This is a genomic window from Vescimonas sp. (assembly GCF_057856985.1).
This window is the reverse complement of the sequence record NZ_DBLZXX010000001.1, coordinates 168536-184418: the sequence shown is the minus strand read 5'-3', so window position 1 is coordinate 184418 and position 15883 is coordinate 168536. Positions and strand designations below refer to the sequence as shown.

The window sequence follows — 15883 nt, the reverse complement described above, 5'->3', positions numbered from 1 at the left end:
GGGCAATACGGCCCAGCGCTCCGGCAGGCTGCGGGCCAGCAGGCCGTAGGACGAGCGGGCGGCCAGTGCCATCACCGCCGTGATGAGAACCGGTCTGGCAAACAGGCGGAGGTAGGAGGGCCGCTCCGGCACGCAGCGGGCGATGGCGATGAGGTTCAGCACCACGATAAGCCCGTAGCAGTAGAGCGTGCTCACCGGTGCGCCGCGGACGTTGGTGGCGGGGTCGCCCACCATCAGGTAGTTGGTGATGATCTTCAGGATACCGCCGCACAGCAGGGTGACGACGGGGATGTACTCTTTGCCGTAGGCCTGGAGGACGCCGTTGGTGGCCACCATCAGGCACACGAAAATGCAGGCGATGCCCAGAATGGTCAGGTGATAGGCGGCGGCTGCGGCGGTGTCAGGCACCGCAGGGTACAGCAGGCGCAGGATGGGCCCCGCCAACACGGACAGGCCCGCGCCGGTAGGCAGGGCGATGAGGGTGGTGAGCTTCAGGGCCGCGGCGGCGCTGCGCCCCGCAGCGGGGCGGTCGCCCCGGGCCAGTGCGGCGGAGATGTCCGGCACCAGACTGACGGTGACGGGATAGATGAAGGACGGCGGCAGAGCGAACAGCGTCATGCCGAAGGTGTACTCGCCGTACAGCGCAGTGGCGGCGGCTTCCGTATAGCCCAGAGTATTCTGCAGGGTGGACATCACCAGCGCCTGATCCAGCAGGGTGATGAGGCTCATGCCCGCCGCGCCCAGCGTGATGGGGATGCCGGCAGTCAGCAGTTCACGGAGCACGGCGCTCCGCGCAGGCGGTACGTCCACGGCGGCGCGGTCACGGCGGCGCAGCAGGAACACGGTCAGCACCGTCAGAGACAGCAGGGACCCTGCGGTGACGCCGGCGATGGCGCCGGCGGCGCACAGGGACGAGTCCGCCCCCCGGTGCAGCAGCACCAGGCACAGGGCGAGGCCGATGACCAGCTTGCCGGCGGACTCCGTCATCTGGCTGACGGCGGTGGGCGTCATGTCGCCCAAGCCCTGCGTATACCCCCGGATGGCGGAGGTCAGGCAGACGAACAGCACGGCCGGTCCCAGCGTGCGGATGGCCGGCGCGGCCAGTGAGTCGTGGAGCAGGCCGCTGAGTACCTGCGGAAACAGGCACATGACGGCGCTGCACACCGCGCCGATGACGGCCAGCAGCGCCAGCGCCGTCCGGAAAATACAGCGCTGGGCGTTGCGTCTGCCCTGCGCCGCTGCGCGGGATACCAACCGGGACAGCGCCAGCGGCAATCCCGCCGTGGACAGCACCAGCAGCAGGTTATAGATGTTATAGGCCGCATAGAAATGGGCCATGCCCTCCTTGTCCAGCAGGTTGCCCAGCGGGATCTTGTAGAGCGCGCCCAGCACCTTGGTAACGGCCACGGCAAGGGCCAGCACGGCGGCGCCGCTGATGAAGTTGTGCCGTCGCTGGGCCATAGGCGCCTCCCGTCTGCTATTTCATGGCCTCGTGGAACCGGCGGAACGTCTCCAGATCCTGCCGGATCTTCTCGGGGCGGGCGATGTACTCCGTGGGAAACTTGGGGTGAAAGACCCGCTCGATACGGTCGTGTACGGGGTCCACCATCTTCGTGGAGCCGCCGGCGCCCAGAGACAGGATGCTGTGCAGCTCCTCCATGATGTAGATATTATACAGTCCCTCCGCGCCGGATATGCACCAGCCTACGTTCTCGAAGCTGCCGGACATATACTTCTGACGGTAGAGGTAGTAGGGAGTAAAACTCGCGGCGCGCAGGGCTTCGTTGGCGTAGTCCAGCATGGCGGACACGTCCTGCGCCGATGGGATGGGCAGGCCCTCCAGCAGAATGCGGCTGCCCTTCTTCAGGCTGAGGGTGTGGACGGTGATGTTGTCCGCGCCGAAGGTCAGGCACTTGTCCAGCGTGCGGCGGAAGCCCTCCGGCGTGTCGGCAGGCAGGCCGGCGATGAGGTCCATGTTCACATGGGGGAACCCCATGGAGGCAGCAAGCGCCATGGTCGCCTCGATGTCCGCCGCCGTGTGCTTGCGGCCGATGGCCCGCAGCACCTCGTCCTCCATGGACTGGGGGTTGACGCTGATGCGGTCCGCGCCGTGGTCCAGCAGGACCTGCAGCTTCTCCCGTGTGATGGTGTCGGGGCGGCCCGCCTCGATGCAGTACTCCGCGCAGTCGGTGAGGTCAAAGCTGCGGTTCAGATGGGTCAGCAGGTGATCCATCTGCCGGGCCGACAGGGTGGTGGGCGTGCCGCCGCCCATATAGAAGGACTTGATGCGCAGGCCCGTCTCCGCCACCATGCGGGCAGCGTCGGTGATCTCCTGCTCCAGCGATGCCAGATAGGGCTCCATCAGGCCGAAGGACTTCTCCACCGATGCGGACACGAAGCTGCAGTAGGCGCAGCGGGTGGGGCAGAACGGGATGCCCACGTACAGGGAGATCTCATCGGGGCGCAGGTCGCGTTTGGCCTTCAGGCCGGCCCGGGCCGTCTCGATGGCCAGGCGGCGGCGCTCCGGTGAGACGAAGTAGGTGTCACGCAGGACGCGGTCCGTTTCGCGCTCCGTTTTGCCCTGCTCCAGCATAGCGCGGGCCAGCTTGCCCGGACGGATGCCGGTGAGGGCGCCCCAGCTGGGGGTAACGCCGGTGATGTCCCGCGCCGCCTTGAAGAACGACAGCTTCAGGGCGCGCTGACGCAGACGCTCCCGCTCGTACTCGTCGGGGGCATCCGTAAGAACAGCGCGGGAGACGCCCCGCGCCGTTTTGCCATGATAATGAATGCTGGTAACGCCGGTGGCATAGCGCTTGCCCTCCGTCAGGGAGACATAAGCGCAGTCGTCCTCCCCCGTCTCCGCTGTCTCGTAGACGGGGCGCTCCTCGGGGAAGAAGGCCAGCAGGCTCTGCTCAATGGCATAGCGGTCGTCATGGCCGCGGAAGATCAGCTTCATCGCGCCGACCCCTGCCGCATGTAGGGGTTGACGCGGCGCTCGTAGTCCAGCGTAGTCTCCATGTCGTGACCCGGAAGCACCCGCAGGTTCCCCTCCAGTGCCGCCAGGCGGCCCAGAGAGGCCAGCATCTTCCGGTAGTCGCCGCCGGGGAAATCGCACCGGCCGCAGGAGCAGCGGAACAGGGTATCGCCGGCGAACAGCACGCCCTGCCCCTCCACCAGCAGGCAGACGGAGCCCTCGGAGTGACCCGGCGTTTCCAGCACGCGGAGAGTCAGCCCGCCCAGCGGCAGGGTGTCGCCCTCCTTATAGTAGCGCTGGTTCTCCGGCCCCACCTTGCGGAACAGCAGCTCGCCGCGCTCCGTATCCACGGCGTCCTTTTCGTGGATATATACCGGCACGTCCGGGTACTGCTCCAGCAGAGGGCGGACAGCGGAGGTGTGGTCAAAGTGGCCGTGGGTCAGAAGGATATATTGCAGGGTGCAGCCGCTCTGCTCTACCAGACGGGCCACCCGGGCGGCGTCGTCGCCGGGGTCGATGAGGGCGCAGACGCCGGCTGTCTCATCGCACAGCAGGTAGCAGTTGGTCATGATGGGGCCGACCTGAATGGATGTGATCTTCATGGCGCTTCCTTTCTTACAGCTGATCGGTGTCCACCACCAGCGTCACCGGCCCGTCGTTGAGGCTCTCCACCTGCATATAGGCGCCGAACTCGCCGGTCTCGGTGTGGAAGCCCTTGTCCCGGCAGAGCTGGACGAACTTCTCGTACAGGGGGATGGCCACCTCCGGCCGTGCGGCGGACAGGAACTCGGGACGGCGGCCCTTTTTGCAGCTGCCGTACAGCGTGAACTGGGAGACGATGAGCAGCTGGCCCTTCACGTCCTCCAGACTGCGGTTCATCTTACCGTTTTCGTCCTCAAAAATGCGGAGCCCGGTGAGCTTGTCCGCCAGCTTGACGGCCTGGGCCTCGGTGTCCTCATGGGTCACGCCCAGCAGGATGAGGAAGCCCTCTCCGATCTGGCCGTGTACCTTGCCGTCGATAGTGACGGATGCGTGCTTCACGCGGGTCAATACTGCTCTCATGGCATATGCTCCTTTTTCTGGTTTAACCGGCGGGGCGGGTGACCCGCATGACGCCGGAGATCTGCTCGATCCTCCGCATGACCGTTTGCAGCTGCTGGCTGTCGGACACGTCCGTGTCCAGCGTGATGAGGGCAAAGCCGTCCGGCGTGCTGCGGGCGTTCATGGAGGAGACGTGGGTCTTGGTGCTGGACAGCACCGTGGAGATGTCCACGATCAGGTTCAGGCGGTCCTTGGCCACCACCTCCAGCGTGGTACGGTAGCTCTCCCGGGTGTTGCCGCCCCAGGAGACTTTGATCCAGCGGCCGGCCTCCTCCGGCTTGCGGCGGGCGGGGTCGGCGTTGGGGCAGTCCGCCCGGTGGACGGAGATGCCATAGCCGCGGGTAATGAAGCCCACGATGTCGTCCCCGGGCACGGGGGTGCAGCATTTGGAGAACTTCACCAGACAGTTGGTAAGGCCCTCCACCACGATGCCCTGCTCTCCCTTGGCGTGCTGAGGCACAGCGGGGCGGGTCTGCTGGGGCTGATCCGCTACGGGCACCTCGGCCTGACGCTCTGTCTGGTGCTGGTGGAGGATACGCTGGATATCCTCCCGCAGGCGGCCCATGACCTTCAGGGCGGAGATGCCGCCGTAGCCGATGGCGGCGTACATATCGTCCAGGCTGTTGTAGCTCAGTTTTTTCAGGACATTGGACAGGTTTTCCTCGTTGGTCAGCTCCTTCAGCGTCACACCGGTGCGCTTCAGCTCCGACTCGAAGCTCTGGCGGCCGTTGACGATGTTCTCATCCCGCTTCTCCCGCTTGAACCACTGGCGTATCTTGCTGCGGGCGTTGCTGGAGCGGGCGATCTTCACCCAGTCGCGGCTGGGACCGTGGGCGGATTTGCTGGTCATGACCTCCACCACATCGCCGTTGCGCAGGTGGTAATCGAACTGGACGATGCGGCCGTTGACCTTGGCGCCGGTCATGTGGTTGCCCACGGCGGAGTGGATGGTGTAGGCAAAGTCGATGGGCGTGGCGCCGGCGGGCAGGTTGATGACATCGCCGTTGGGGGTGAACACAAACACCTCATCGGCGAACATGTCCACCTTCAGGGAGTGGATAAAGTCCTCGGCATCGGTGCCCTCCTGATTCTCCAGCAGGCGGCGCACCCATTCGTAGCTGCGCTCGTCACCGGCGCCCTGGCCGTTCTGCTTGTACTTCCAGTGGGCGGCCACGCCGTACTCGGCCACCTCATGCATCTCCCTGGTGCGGATCTGTACCTCGAAGGGGATGCCGCTCTCGCCCACCACCGTGGTGTGCAGACTCTGGTACATGTTGGGCTTGGGGGTTCCGATATAGTCCTTGAAACGGCCCAGGATGGGCTTATACAGGTCGTGTATCAGGCCCAGAACGTTATAGCAGTCCGCCACAGTGTCCACGATGACGCGGAAAGCGAACAGGTCGAACACGTCGTCCAGCGACTTGTTCTGGGTGTACATCTTGCGGTAGATGGAGTAGGGGTGCTTCATGCGGGCCTGCACCGTGGCGTCGATGCCGGCCTCCCGCAGGCGGGTGGTGATCTGGTCGTGGATGGCGGACATGAAGCCGTCGTACTCCGCCGCCTTCTCGTCCAGTGCCTCGATGATCTCCCGGTAGCCCACGGGGTCCAGATATTTCAGAGACAGGTCCTCCAGCTCCCACTTCATGCGCTGCATACCCAGACGGTGGGCGATGGGGGCGTAAATTTCCATGGTCTCGAAGGATTTCTGCTTCTGCTTCTCCGGCGTCTGGTACTCCATGGTACGCATGTTGTGGAGACGGTCGGAGATCTTGATGAGGATCACGCGGATGTCCTTGGCCATGGCCATCAGCATCTTGCGGAGGTTCTCCATCTGCTCCTCCTCTTTGGAGGTGTAGTGGACGCGGGTCAGCTTGCTGACGCCCTCCACCAGATCCGCCACTGTGGGGGAAAACAGCTTGCTGATCTCCTCATGGGTGGCGTCGGTGTCCTCAATGGTGTCGTGGAGCAGGGCCGCCACGATGGACTCCGTGTCCAGGTGCAGCTCCTCCGCCACGATCTGGGCCACGGCCAGCGGGTGGGTGATGAACGGCGAACCGTCCTTCCGGTTCTGTCCGGCGTGGTGGGCGGCGGCGTACTCATAGGCGGCGCGGATCTGGTCGAAGCCGGCGGACGGGTTATATGATTTCACTGTTTCGATCAGGCGATCGTACATCTCCTGGGGTGTCATGGTCATTGTACAGTGCCTCCCTTCTCCGTCATCTGGCGGAGCCACAGCAGATGGGGTGACTCCGACAGCACCACTTTCTTCCCGCGGTGCAGGCGGATGGTCACGTCATCGTCCTGATGCTCCATGGTCAAAAGTCCCCGCTCGGCAAATACCTCCAGGCACAGGGACGCCCGGGGGAACGGCTCGGTTTTGCCCAGCTCCGCCGCCATCGCCCGCAGCAGCGGGAGATATCCGGTGGTGAGGCCGGGCTCGGGTACCGTGTGCTCCAGAAAGCGCCATGCGGCGGCGAACTGATCCCGCGTAGGCAGCAGGCGGCGGGCGTCCCGTATCGTCAGGGACTGATGGGCCGTGCAGCGGTCCGTAAGGGCAAGCCCCTCCTGCTCCCGTCCGCTGGGGTACAGGGACGGCCGCAGGTCCACCATCTGGAGCTGCACCGTCCGGCTGCCGCGGAACTCGTTGATCTGCAAATAGAAGGCGGCATCCACGCGGTCACCGGCGCGGCAGCCGCAGTCCTCGGCCACGGTGGAGAAAAAGATGCCGTCAAACTGGGCGCTGCCCTTGCCGAGGCGCAGCTTCAGGTGGCGGTTCTGGCCCACGTTCTGGGTGCGCAGCAGCGTGGCGCCCAGCAGGCAGAATACGGGGCGGGCATTGCCGCTGCCGTAGGGCTCCAGCGCGGACAGAGCCTCCAGCTCCTCCAGCGTCACCGCGGAGGGGTGGGTGATGGCCACATCCACGTCCAGCTCGGACACGGGAGCCTGCCCGCCGCGGAAGCTGCGGGCATAGTCGTTCATGCGCTGACGGAAGGCGGGGATATTCTCCTCCTGGATGGTGAAGCCCGCGGCCAGCTCGTGGCCGCCGAAGCCCAGCAGCAGGTCCTTGCAGCTCTCCAGCGCAGCAAACAGGTTGAAGCCGCCCCAGCTGCGGCAGGAGCCCTTGCCGGTGGCGCCGTTCAGGTGGATCATAAAGCTGGGGCGGGAATACTTCTCGGAAAGGCGGCTGGCCACGATGCCCACCACGCCCTGATGCCAGCGGCTGCTCTCCAGCACCAGCGCGCTGCGGTCGCGGTCGGGCAGGTGGGCGATCATCTCCTCCGCCTGGGAGTAGATGGTCTGCTCCACGTTCTGGCGCTCGCGGTTCAGAGCGCACAGCTCACGGGCCATGCGCTCCGCCTCCGCCGGATCGGTACACAGCAGCAGCTCCGCCGCCTTGTCGGCGGCGCCCATGCGGCCCGCCGCGTTGATGCGGGGCGCCAGCACGAAGCCGATCTGCACGGAGGTGATCTCCCGGCCGGCCAGGCCGGCCTCCTTCAAAAGGGCGTGGAGCCCGATAAAATAGGAGTGGTCGATGGCGGCAAGGCCCCGGGACACGATGGTACGGTTCTCGCCGGACATCTGCATCACGTCGGCCACGGTGCCGATGGCGGCCAGCGTGCAGTAGCGGGAGAACAGGGCCTCCTCCCTGTCCGGCCCGCCCAGAGCCAGCACCAGCTTCAGCGCCACGCCGCAGCCGGCCAGATGCTTGAAGGGATAGCCGCAGTCGGGCCGGTGGGGGTCCACCACCGCGGCGGCATGGGGCAACGTCTCCTTGCACTCGTGGTGGTCGGTGATGATCACATCCATGCCCAGAGAGTTGGCGAAGTCCACCTCCTCCACGCCGGTGATGCCGCAGTCCACGGTGATCAGCAGGCGGGCGCCCTGGCGGTACAGGTTCTCGATGGCATCACGGCTCAGTCCGTAGCCATCCTCGATGCGGCGGGGGATATAGTGCAGCACGTCGGCGCCGCGGCTCTGGAGATAGTCCACTAAGATGCAGGTGGCGGTGATGCCGTCCACGTCGTAGTCGCCGAACACGGCCATTCGCTCTCCCGCGGCCAGCGCCTGCTGCAGCCGCGCCACGGCCTTATCCATGTCGGCCATCAGGAACGGGCTGTACGTCAGACGCTGCTCATGCTCCAGAAACGCGGCGGCCTGCTCCGCCGTCTCAATGCCGCGGGAGGCCAGCACCTCTGACACCAGACAGGGATAGCCTGCCGCTTTCAGGCGCTCCGCCGCCTGAGGATGTGCGTCAGCAATATGCCACTTCTGAAATTTCACGGCGGATCACCTCCTTCTTCCGGCGGCAGGGGCTATGCCGCCAATTTAACTTAATAATACTTTATTATATCAAATGTAAGGGAAAAGGTAAAGGGCAAAATATCCCGCTGCGCAATTGGGTTGCAATCGGCGGCGATATGGTCTACAATAGTCCTAATTCAGACAGAATCGAGGACCTGCCCATGCGCCCTGACGGAACGAGAGTCAAAGACCTGCCGCCCATCGTAGCGGCGGTGCCCTACATCATGCCCAAGCGATACGATGCCTGGAACTCCATCACCGAGTACATCGACGAGGAGGCCATTAAGTCCTATATCCGCGAAAAGCGCCGCAGCGGCGTGCGCATCAACCACATGGCCGTCATCATCGCCGCATACTACAAGGCGATACAGACCAACCCCAAGCTGAACTACTTCGTGGTGAACAGCCATATCTACCGGCGCAACCACTTCAGCGTGTCCTTCGTTATCCTGAAGAAGCTGGCGGACGGCTCGCCGGACGAGACGACGCTGAAGATCTATCTCGAGCCCAGCGACACCGTGTTCACCATCCAGCAGAAGATCACCGATGCCATCGAGGCCAACCGACACACGGAGCAGAAAAACAGCACCGATAAGTTCGCACGGATGATGTTCTCCGTGCCCGGGCTGCCCAAATTCGTGGTGTGGCTGGCGTACCATCTGGACAAGCACGGGCTGCTGCCCCGCAAGATCATCGACCTGAGCCCGTTCCACACCAGCCTGTTCATCACCAATCTGGCGTCTATCAAGACCAGCCACATCTACCACCACTGCTACGAATTCGGCACCACCAGCGTGTTCGTCTGCATGGGAAAGCCGGTGCCCAACTATATGAGCGGAGACCTCAGCAAGAAGATGATGCCGCTGGGCATCGTCATGGATGAGCGCATCGCCACCGGCTATGAGTACGCCTCCTTCTACAACGATTTCCGGAAGCACATCCGGAGGCCGGAGCTGCTGGAGATACCCTTTGACGGCAGCGCCGCGCCGGAGACGGCGAAAGCGGACACAGAGGAGCCCGCAGCGGTGTGATACATCTATGCACCATCGGCGGGCAGGGACAAAAATCGCCGGAAAGGCACGGTAACAGGCGTGCCCGCCCTTTCGGCCGATGGCAATATACGCAGAAACACAGGGACGGCGCCGACGCGCCGTCCCTGTGTGCGGGTATAGGGGATATGTGAGGGGGTGTCACACTTAGAAGAACAATGCCCAGCCCAGGAAGCCCAGGCAGGCCACCACGCCGGTGAACAGCAGGATCACCACCAGATAGCCCATGATGTCGCGGGCGGACAGCTTTGCGATGCCCAGCGCAGGCAGTGCCCAGAACGGCTGGATCATATTGGTCCACTGGTCGCCCCAGGCGATGGCCATGGCGGTGCGGCCGGCCGCGATGTTCATCTCCGCACCGGCAGGCATCATGATGGGGCCCTGGACGGCCCACTGGCCGCCGCCGGAGGGGACGAAGAAGTTGACGATACCGGCGGCCAGGAAGGACAGCATGGGAAACGTCACATTGTTGGAGATGTCCACGAAGAACTGGGAGATAACGCCGGCCAGCGACACGCCCTGATCGTTGGCGGCCACCATCATGCCCATGATGCCTGCATAGAACGGGAATTGCAGCAGAATACCGGCGGCGCCGGCGGCAGCATCGCCGATGGCGTCCACATAGCGGCGCAGGTCGCCGTGGAGCAGCAGACCCAGGAACAGGAAGATCATGTTCACGATGTTCAGACCCAGGGTAAAGCCGTTCTGCACGAAGTAATAGACGATGTACACGAAGCCGAACACCACGGTGATGGCCCACAGGATCTTGGAGTGCTCCAGCTTTTCAGCAGGGGTATCCATAGCGTACACGCGCTCCTCCTCGTCCACCAGCAGGGCGGGGTTCACGGTGATGGTATGATCCTTGTCGGGGTGCATGGCGTAGTTGATGAAGGGCATCAGCACCAGGATGACGCCGCACATGATGAGGTTCACGGGGTGGAATACCGTCTCGGTGATGGGAGCCTGGTACATCACGCCGCCGAAGTCCTTGCCGGCCACCAGATCCAGCGGGATAGAGCCGGACAGGCCGGCGTGCCAGATGACAAAGCCGGAATAGGCAGAGGCGATCAGCAGGGGGTAATCCACAGTGGGCACACGGCGCACCACCTCTTTGGCCAGCAGAGCGCCGATGACCAGACCGAAGCCCCAGTTCAGCCAGCAGCAGATAGTGGACACGAACGTGGTCACCAGAATGGCCTGCTTGTCATTATGGCAGAGAGCGGCCACGGCGCGCAGCGCCTTCTTGCAGGGGCGGGCGGAGGCCATAGCGGAGCCGAACACCAGCACCAGCGCCATCTGCATGGAGAAAGCCAGCAGATTCCAGAAGCCGCCCTTGGCATCGCCCCACTTGGCGATGACCTCGACGGGGCCCATGCCGGTGGCGCACATGGCGGCCACGAATACGATCAGGGTCAGGATGATGGCGAACAGAAACGCATCCGGCAGCCACCGGTTTACGACGCGCACACATCCATTGGTGAATTTTTTGAACACAACGTCACTCTCCTTCACTACATACAGGTTGGCAGGATACCGGCACAGCATCTTCCCTTTTGGTCCGTGACCGGCAAGACCAGTCTACTACGTTAAGGTTTTAACATCAAGTGTAAATGTGTCGTTTGTTAAAATTTTAATAAAGATCGCCCGTGTGAGAAGTCCAGGTTATGGCATTTTCTGTTACATCTGCACAAAAAGAAACACCGGAACAACCCATTTGTTGTTCCGGTGTTTTTCGTCAAAAGACATTACCACCCCGTATTGTCCGTATGGTCAGGGCCGTCGTAGGGTCGGAATTCGCCGCTGCCGCCGCGGTCCGGCGACCAGCCGATGCCCTTGGCCGCCTTGATCTGCTGGAAGAAGCCGACGTCAGTCTGGACGACGTAGGGATTCAGCCAGATGGCCAGGATGTTCAGCGTCAGGCCGCTGAGTATGCGCCAGCCGATGAAGCTCAGGTCCAGCACGAACAGCTGCCACTTGAAGCCGGCAGTCTGGGCCTTGCTCATGTTGATAGCCTCCATCACGCCCATGTCGGGGTTTTCGCACAGGTTATACACAGCGAAGCGGTAGCGGTAGGCCGCGATGAAGCCCGGGATGATGAACAGCAGCGTCCACAGGAAGATGAAGATGTACTGCACCAGCGCCAGCAGGATCAGCTTCCCGGCGAAGGAGAAGCCGTCGAACAGCCCCAGATACGGCACCTCCTCGCCGCGGCGTACCGCCAGATGGTACCGGTAGTAGCCCGCGTTCAGCAGCACGCTCAACAGCGACACCAGGATGGACACGAACGTCACCAGCGCCGCAGGGAACGCCCGATGCAGTACCAGAAACGACAGATCCACGCCGGTACTATAATAAATATTGTGGACCATGCCCTCATCAAAGGACACAAAGTCCGATACGGCGGTGAGCACCAGCGAGATGCCCATGAACAGCAGCGTGAACAGGTACGGGGAGACGCGGGCGCCGCGGAGGATGCCCTTCGCCTCGTTTTTCAGGGATACACGGTCAAGAAGCATAATGTCCCATCCTTTCTGCGCGGGGACCGAATGTATTTCTCCCGCGATGCGCTAATATTCTAACACAGCGGCGGCGGAAACACAAGGGCTGCCGCAGGGCGGCCGGAACGGCGGATTTTTTGGCGCTCGCCGGGAAATGTGGGAATATTTCACGAGAAACGCCGTCAAGCCCGCGATAAAAACGGCAAAAAACCACAGGAATTGCGCCGTAGGGCTGGACAAGAGAAAAGTTTTGTTGTAATATCTGAATAGTATGCGGTGGCAAAGGGCCACCCGGTAGTAAGATGAGGTGAAGACAATGGCACAAGCTTTCTTTGGCGGCGTTCATCCTAACGACATGAAGGCCGCGACCAATGAAAAGGCCATCGAACAGCTGGCAGCGCCGGCTGAGGTGGTCATTCCCATGTCTATGCACATCGGTGCGCCTTGCAAGCCTATCGTTGCGGTGGGCGACAAGGTAAAAATTGGACAGAGGATCGGCGAACCCGGCGGATTTGTTTCCGCACCCATCCACGCCAGCATCTCCGGCACGGTGAAAGCCGTGGAGCCCCGCCCCTTCAACATGGGCGGCAAGATGATGTCCGTGGTCATCGAGAACGACTTCCAGAACGAAGTGTCCGAGGAAGTCAAACCTGTGGCAGACCCCGACAGTCTGACCCCCGAGCAGCTGGTGGAGATCGTCAAGAACGCCGGCATCGTGGGCCAGGGCGGCGCGACCTTCCCCACCCACGTCAAGATCAGCTCCGGTCTGGGCAAGGTGGACTACGTGATCATCAACGCCGCAGAGTGCGAGCCGTACATCACCGGCGACCACCGCACCTGTCTGGAGCGTCCGGAGCAGGTCATCAAGGGCGCGACCCTGCTGGCCAAGTGCTTCGGCGTGGACAAGGTGTACATCGGCATCGAGGCCAACAAGCAGAACGCAGCCGATGTGCTGAACAAGACCATCGCCGAGCTGAACGCTCCCGTGGTGGTGGAGGTCCTGCACACCCGCTATCCCCAGGGCGCTGAGAAGCAGCTGGTCCAGGCCGTGTCCGGCCGTCAGGTCCCCAGCGGCAAGCTGCCCGCCGATGCAGGCTGCTGCATCTTCAACCTGAACACCACCTGCGCCATCTATCGCGCGGTGTACACCGGCATGCCCGTGGTGAACAAGATCGTCACCGTGTCCGGCTCCGGCGTTATCGACCCCAAGAACATCGAATGTCCCATCGGCACCCCCATCACCAAGCTGTTCGACGCCTGCGGCGGTCTGAAGGATGAGACCTACAAGCTCATCATGGGCGGCCCGATGATGGGTCTTGCCCAGTACGACGTGGACGTCACCGTGGGCAAGGGCACCGGCGCCATGCTGGCCTTCGCCGACAAGGAGGAGCAGTACGTCGAGGATCCCCAGTGCATCCGCTGCGGCAAGTGCGTGGGTGTGTGCCCCATCCGTCTGGAGCCCGTGTTCATGTACAAGTACCTGATGAAGGGCGACGTGGACACCTGGCAGAACGTGCTGCACGGTATGGACTGCATCGAGTGCGGCGCCTGCACCTACACCTGTCCCGCCCGCCTGCCCCTGACCCATGCGTTCCGTCTGGGCAAGCAGGAGGTCAACAACGCAAGAATGGCCGCCAAGGCCAAGGCGGAGGCCGAGGCAAAGGCCGCTGCCGAAAAGAAGGAGGCGTAAATCCATGACTGATTACAAGAATCTGAAGCTGATCGCGTCCTCCTCCCCCCATATCCGTTCCAACGAGGATACCCGCTCCATTATGCTGGACGTGATCATCGCGCTGCTGCCGGCCCTGGCCTGGAGCGTCTATGCCTTCGGCTGGAAGGCCCTGCTGCTCACCGCGGTGTCCGTGGTGTCCTGCGTGTTCTGGGAGTGGGCGTACCGCAAGCTCATGAAGAAGTCCAGCATGATCGGCGACCTGTCCGCAGTCGTCACCGGTATCCTGCTGAGCTTCGTGTGCCCCGTTGATCTGCCCTGGTGGGCTGTCATCATCGGCGCGTTCTTCTCCATCGTTGTGGTCAAGCAGCTCTACGGCGGCATCGGCTGCAACTTCCTGAACCCCGCGCTGGCGGGCCGTGCGTTCCTGCTGGCCAGCTATGCCACCGCCATGACCTCCTGGGCCATCCCCCAGATCCGTCCTGACGTCACCTCCGCCGCCACCCCCCTGCAGATCATGAAGGAGGGCACTGCCGAGGCCTTCAACACCCTGATGCAGAACTACTCCATCAGCGATATGTTCCTGGGCAAGATCGGCGGCTCTCTGGGTGAGGTCTCCTCCCTGTGCCTGCTGGTGGGCGGCGTGTTCCTGCTGATCCGCAAGGTCATCTCCTGGCACACCCCCGTGGCGTACATCGGCACCGTGGCCATCCTGTCCCTGATCGCGGCTCCTGCCGGCATCGGTGCTGTGGACTACATGCTCTACAACGTGTTCGGCGGCGGCCTGATGCTGGGCGCCATCTTCATGGCTACCGACTATGCCACCTCCCCCGTCACCAAGCCCGGCCAGCTGATCTTCGGCGTGGGCTGCGGTCTGCTGACCTGCTTCATCCGCCGCTTCGGCTCCTATCCCGAGGGCGTTTGCTATTCCATCCTGATCATGAACTGCACCACGTGGCTGCTGGATAAGTATGTCCGTCCCACCATCTACGGTGCTGTGAAGAAAGAGAAGAAGGAGGCGACTAAGTAATGAAGATCTCCGGTAAGTTTATTCTCAAGGTCGCCGGTACCCTGACCGTCATCTCTCTGGTCGTGGCCGCCCTGCTGGGTCTGGTCGACAACGTCACCGCTGACAAGATCGCGGCCATCGATGCCGAGAACACCCGCATCGCCATGAGCGCCGTTGTCCCCGAGGGCAGCGAGTTCACCGACAAGCTGGATATCCCCGAGGCCGTGGCCGCTGCCGCGTCCGCCCAGGGCGGTACGCTGTCCGAGCTGTACGGCGTCACCAACGGCGGCGCTGAGGCCGGCTATGTTATGAAGATCTCCGCCTCCGGCTCCCAGGGCACCATCGTGATGATGGTGGGCGTGGACGCCAACAAGGCCGTTACCGGCGTCTCCGTGGTCAGCCACTCCGAGACCTCCGGCATCGGCACCAAGGTGGTGGGCAACGAGCCCAACGCCGCCGGTGTCCCCGTGCTGGATCAGTTCATCGGTATGAGCGGCGCAGGCTCTCTGGTAGTCGGCAAGAACATCACCGCCGTCTCCGGCGCCACCGTTTCCACCAAGGGCATCAACATGGGCGTCAATGCCGCCCTGGCCGCCGTGGAAGCTCTGGGCTAAGAAAGGAGGAGCTGCATTATGAATTTCGGTAAGCAATTGAAAGAGGGTCTCATCACGCAGAACCCCGTGCTGGTCCAGGTCCTGGGCATGTGCTCCACCATGGCCATCACCACGTCGTTCTTCAACGGCCTGGGCATGGGCGTCAGTGTGCTGATCATCCTGACCCTGTCCAACATCTTTATCTCCCTGCTGCGCAAGATCATCCCTAATGAAGTGCGTATCGCCTGCTACATCGTGGTCATCGCCGGCTTCGTGACCTGCGTCGACCTGCTGCTGAAGGCCTTCGTTCCCGCCCTGTCCAGCTCTCTGGGCGTGTTTATCCCCCTGATCGTCGTGAACTGCATCATCCTGGGCCGTGCCGAGGGCTTTGCCTCCAAGAACGGCGTGGGCGCCTCCGCGGTGGACGGCATCTGCCAGGGCATCGGCTACACGCTGGTGCTGGTGGTGATGTGCGTGGTCCGCGAGTTCCTGGGCTCCGGTAAGTTCGGCGGCGGCCTGCTGGGCGGCGGCGGACTGGGCAGCGCACCCGGTGTCACCATTTTCCCCGAGGAGTTCGGCATCAAGGTCCTGACCCTGCCCGTGGGCGGCTTCCTGACCCTGGGCTGCCTCATCGCCCTGATGCAGTGGGCTCTGGCCAAGAGTGCTAAGAAAAAGGAGGCCAAGTAAG

12 protein-coding genes and 1 pseudogene are annotated in these 15883 nt (G+C 63.0%); 5 read left to right on the top strand and 8 right to left on the bottom strand.

Features of this window, described 5'->3' with window-relative positions; genetic code table 11:
- Positions 1–117 precede the first annotated feature (117 nt).
- From ACZM22_RS00855 to recJ, 6 genes and pseudogenes are all read right to left on the bottom strand, one after another.
- Positions 118–1461, bottom strand: a pseudogene (locus tag ACZM22_RS00855) (putative polysaccharide biosynthesis protein); the annotation flags it as partial.
- A 16-nt stretch (positions 1462–1477) separates the two neighbouring features.
- A complete protein-coding gene (gene hemZ / locus ACZM22_RS00850) occupies positions 1478–2956 on the bottom strand; it encodes a coproporphyrinogen dehydrogenase HemZ (RefSeq protein WP_489542789.1) in 1479 nt (492 codons plus the stop codon).
- Positions 2953–3576 carry an MBL fold metallo-hydrolase gene (locus tag ACZM22_RS00845; protein ID WP_484423751.1) on the bottom strand — a complete coding sequence of 208 codons (624 nt, stop codon included), beginning with the start codon at positions 3574–3576 and terminating at the stop codon, positions 2953–2955. Before ACZM22_RS00845 ends, hemZ begins: the two co-directional genes overlap by 4 nt.
- Positions 3577–3589: 13 nt before the next feature.
- Positions 3590–4036 carry a D-aminoacyl-tRNA deacylase gene (gene dtd, locus ACZM22_RS00840; protein ID WP_484423752.1) on the bottom strand — a complete coding sequence of 149 codons (447 nt, stop codon included), beginning with the start codon at positions 4034–4036 and terminating at the stop codon, positions 3590–3592.
- 22 nt (positions 4037–4058) lie between these two features.
- A complete protein-coding gene (locus tag ACZM22_RS00835) occupies positions 4059–6263 on the bottom strand; it encodes a RelA/SpoT family protein (protein ID WP_489543040.1) in 2205 nt (734 codons plus the stop codon).
- A 2-nt stretch (positions 6264–6265) separates the two neighbouring features.
- A complete protein-coding gene (gene recJ, locus ACZM22_RS00830; RefSeq protein WP_489542788.1) occupies positions 6266–8356 on the bottom strand; it encodes a single-stranded-DNA-specific exonuclease RecJ in 2091 nt (696 codons plus the stop codon).
- A 137-nt stretch (positions 8357–8493) separates the two neighbouring features.
- On the opposite strand from recJ, the gene ACZM22_RS00825 reads away from it, so the two are divergent.
- Positions 8494–9408 (top strand): hypothetical protein, encoded by a 915-nt coding sequence (locus tag ACZM22_RS00825; protein ID WP_489542787.1) that lies wholly within the window; start codon positions 8494–8496, stop codon positions 9406–9408.
- A 165-nt stretch (positions 9409–9573) separates the two neighbouring features.
- Here ACZM22_RS00825 and ACZM22_RS00820 read toward each other — a convergent pair whose 3' ends face one another.
- Positions 9574–10920: a short-chain fatty acid transporter gene (locus tag ACZM22_RS00820; protein WP_489542786.1), complete on the bottom strand. Its 1347-nt coding sequence runs from the start codon at positions 10918–10920 to the stop codon at positions 9574–9576.
- A 251-nt stretch (positions 10921–11171) separates the two neighbouring features.
- Positions 11172–11942: a DUF975 family protein gene (locus tag ACZM22_RS00815; protein ID WP_489542785.1), complete on the bottom strand. Its 771-nt coding sequence runs from the start codon at positions 11940–11942 to the stop codon at positions 11172–11174.
- Between the two features lie 298 nt (positions 11943–12240).
- Between ACZM22_RS00815 and rsxC the strand changes: the two genes are divergently transcribed.
- The 4 genes from rsxC to rsxE are packed head-to-tail and all read left to right on the top strand — an operon-like array spanning position 12241 to position 15882.
- Positions 12241–13614: an electron transport complex subunit RsxC gene (rsxC, locus tag ACZM22_RS00810; protein ID WP_483267530.1), complete on the top strand. Its 1374-nt coding sequence runs from the start codon at positions 12241–12243 to the stop codon at positions 13612–13614.
- 4 nt (positions 13615–13618) lie between these two features.
- On the top strand, positions 13619–14623 hold the full coding sequence (locus ACZM22_RS00805; protein ID WP_484436870.1) for an RnfABCDGE type electron transport complex subunit D: 1005 nt from the start codon (positions 13619–13621) through the stop codon (positions 14621–14623).
- Positions 14623–15216, top strand: a complete 594-nt coding sequence (locus tag ACZM22_RS00800) for an RnfABCDGE type electron transport complex subunit G (RefSeq protein WP_489542784.1) — start codon at positions 14623–14625, stop codon at positions 15214–15216. Before ACZM22_RS00805 ends, ACZM22_RS00800 begins: the two co-directional genes overlap by 1 nt.
- Positions 15217–15234: 18 nt before the next feature.
- Entirely contained in the window at positions 15235–15882 is a 648-nt protein-coding gene (gene rsxE / locus ACZM22_RS00795; protein WP_484423757.1) for an electron transport complex subunit RsxE, read from the top strand.
- Position 15883 lies beyond the last annotated feature (1 nt).

Bases quoted from the DNA above. Each gene is read 5' to 3' on its own strand.
- hemZ (WP_489542789.1), bottom strand. From the start codon at position 2,956: ATGAAGCTGATCTTCCGCGGCCATGACGACCGCTATGCCATTGAGCAG.
- ACZM22_RS00835 (WP_489543040.1), bottom strand. From the start codon at position 6,263: ATGACACCCCAGGAGATGTACGATCGCCTGATCGAAACAGTGAAATCA.
- ACZM22_RS00805 (WP_484436870.1), top strand. From the start codon at position 13,619: ATGACTGATTACAAGAATCTGAAGCTGATCGCGTCCTCCTCCCCCCAT.
- rsxC (WP_483267530.1), top strand. From the start codon at position 12,241: ATGGCACAAGCTTTCTTTGGCGGCGTTCATCCTAACGACATGAAGGCC.
- dtd (WP_484423752.1), bottom strand. From the start codon at position 4,036: ATGAGAGCAGTATTGACCCGCGTGAAGCACGCATCCGTCACTATCGAC.
- ACZM22_RS00825 (WP_489542787.1), top strand. From the start codon at position 8,494: ATGGTCTACAATAGTCCTAATTCAGACAGAATCGAGGACCTGCCCATG.
- ACZM22_RS00800 (WP_489542784.1), top strand. From the start codon at position 14,623: ATGAAGATCTCCGGTAAGTTTATTCTCAAGGTCGCCGGTACCCTGACC.
- rsxE (WP_484423757.1), top strand. From the start codon at position 15,235: ATGAATTTCGGTAAGCAATTGAAAGAGGGTCTCATCACGCAGAACCCC.
- ACZM22_RS00845 (WP_484423751.1), bottom strand. From the start codon at position 3,576: ATGAAGATCACATCCATTCAGGTCGGCCCCATCATGACCAACTGCTAC.
- ACZM22_RS00815 (WP_489542785.1), bottom strand. From the start codon at position 11,942: ATGCTTCTTGACCGTGTATCCCTGAAAAACGAGGCGAAGGGCATCCTC.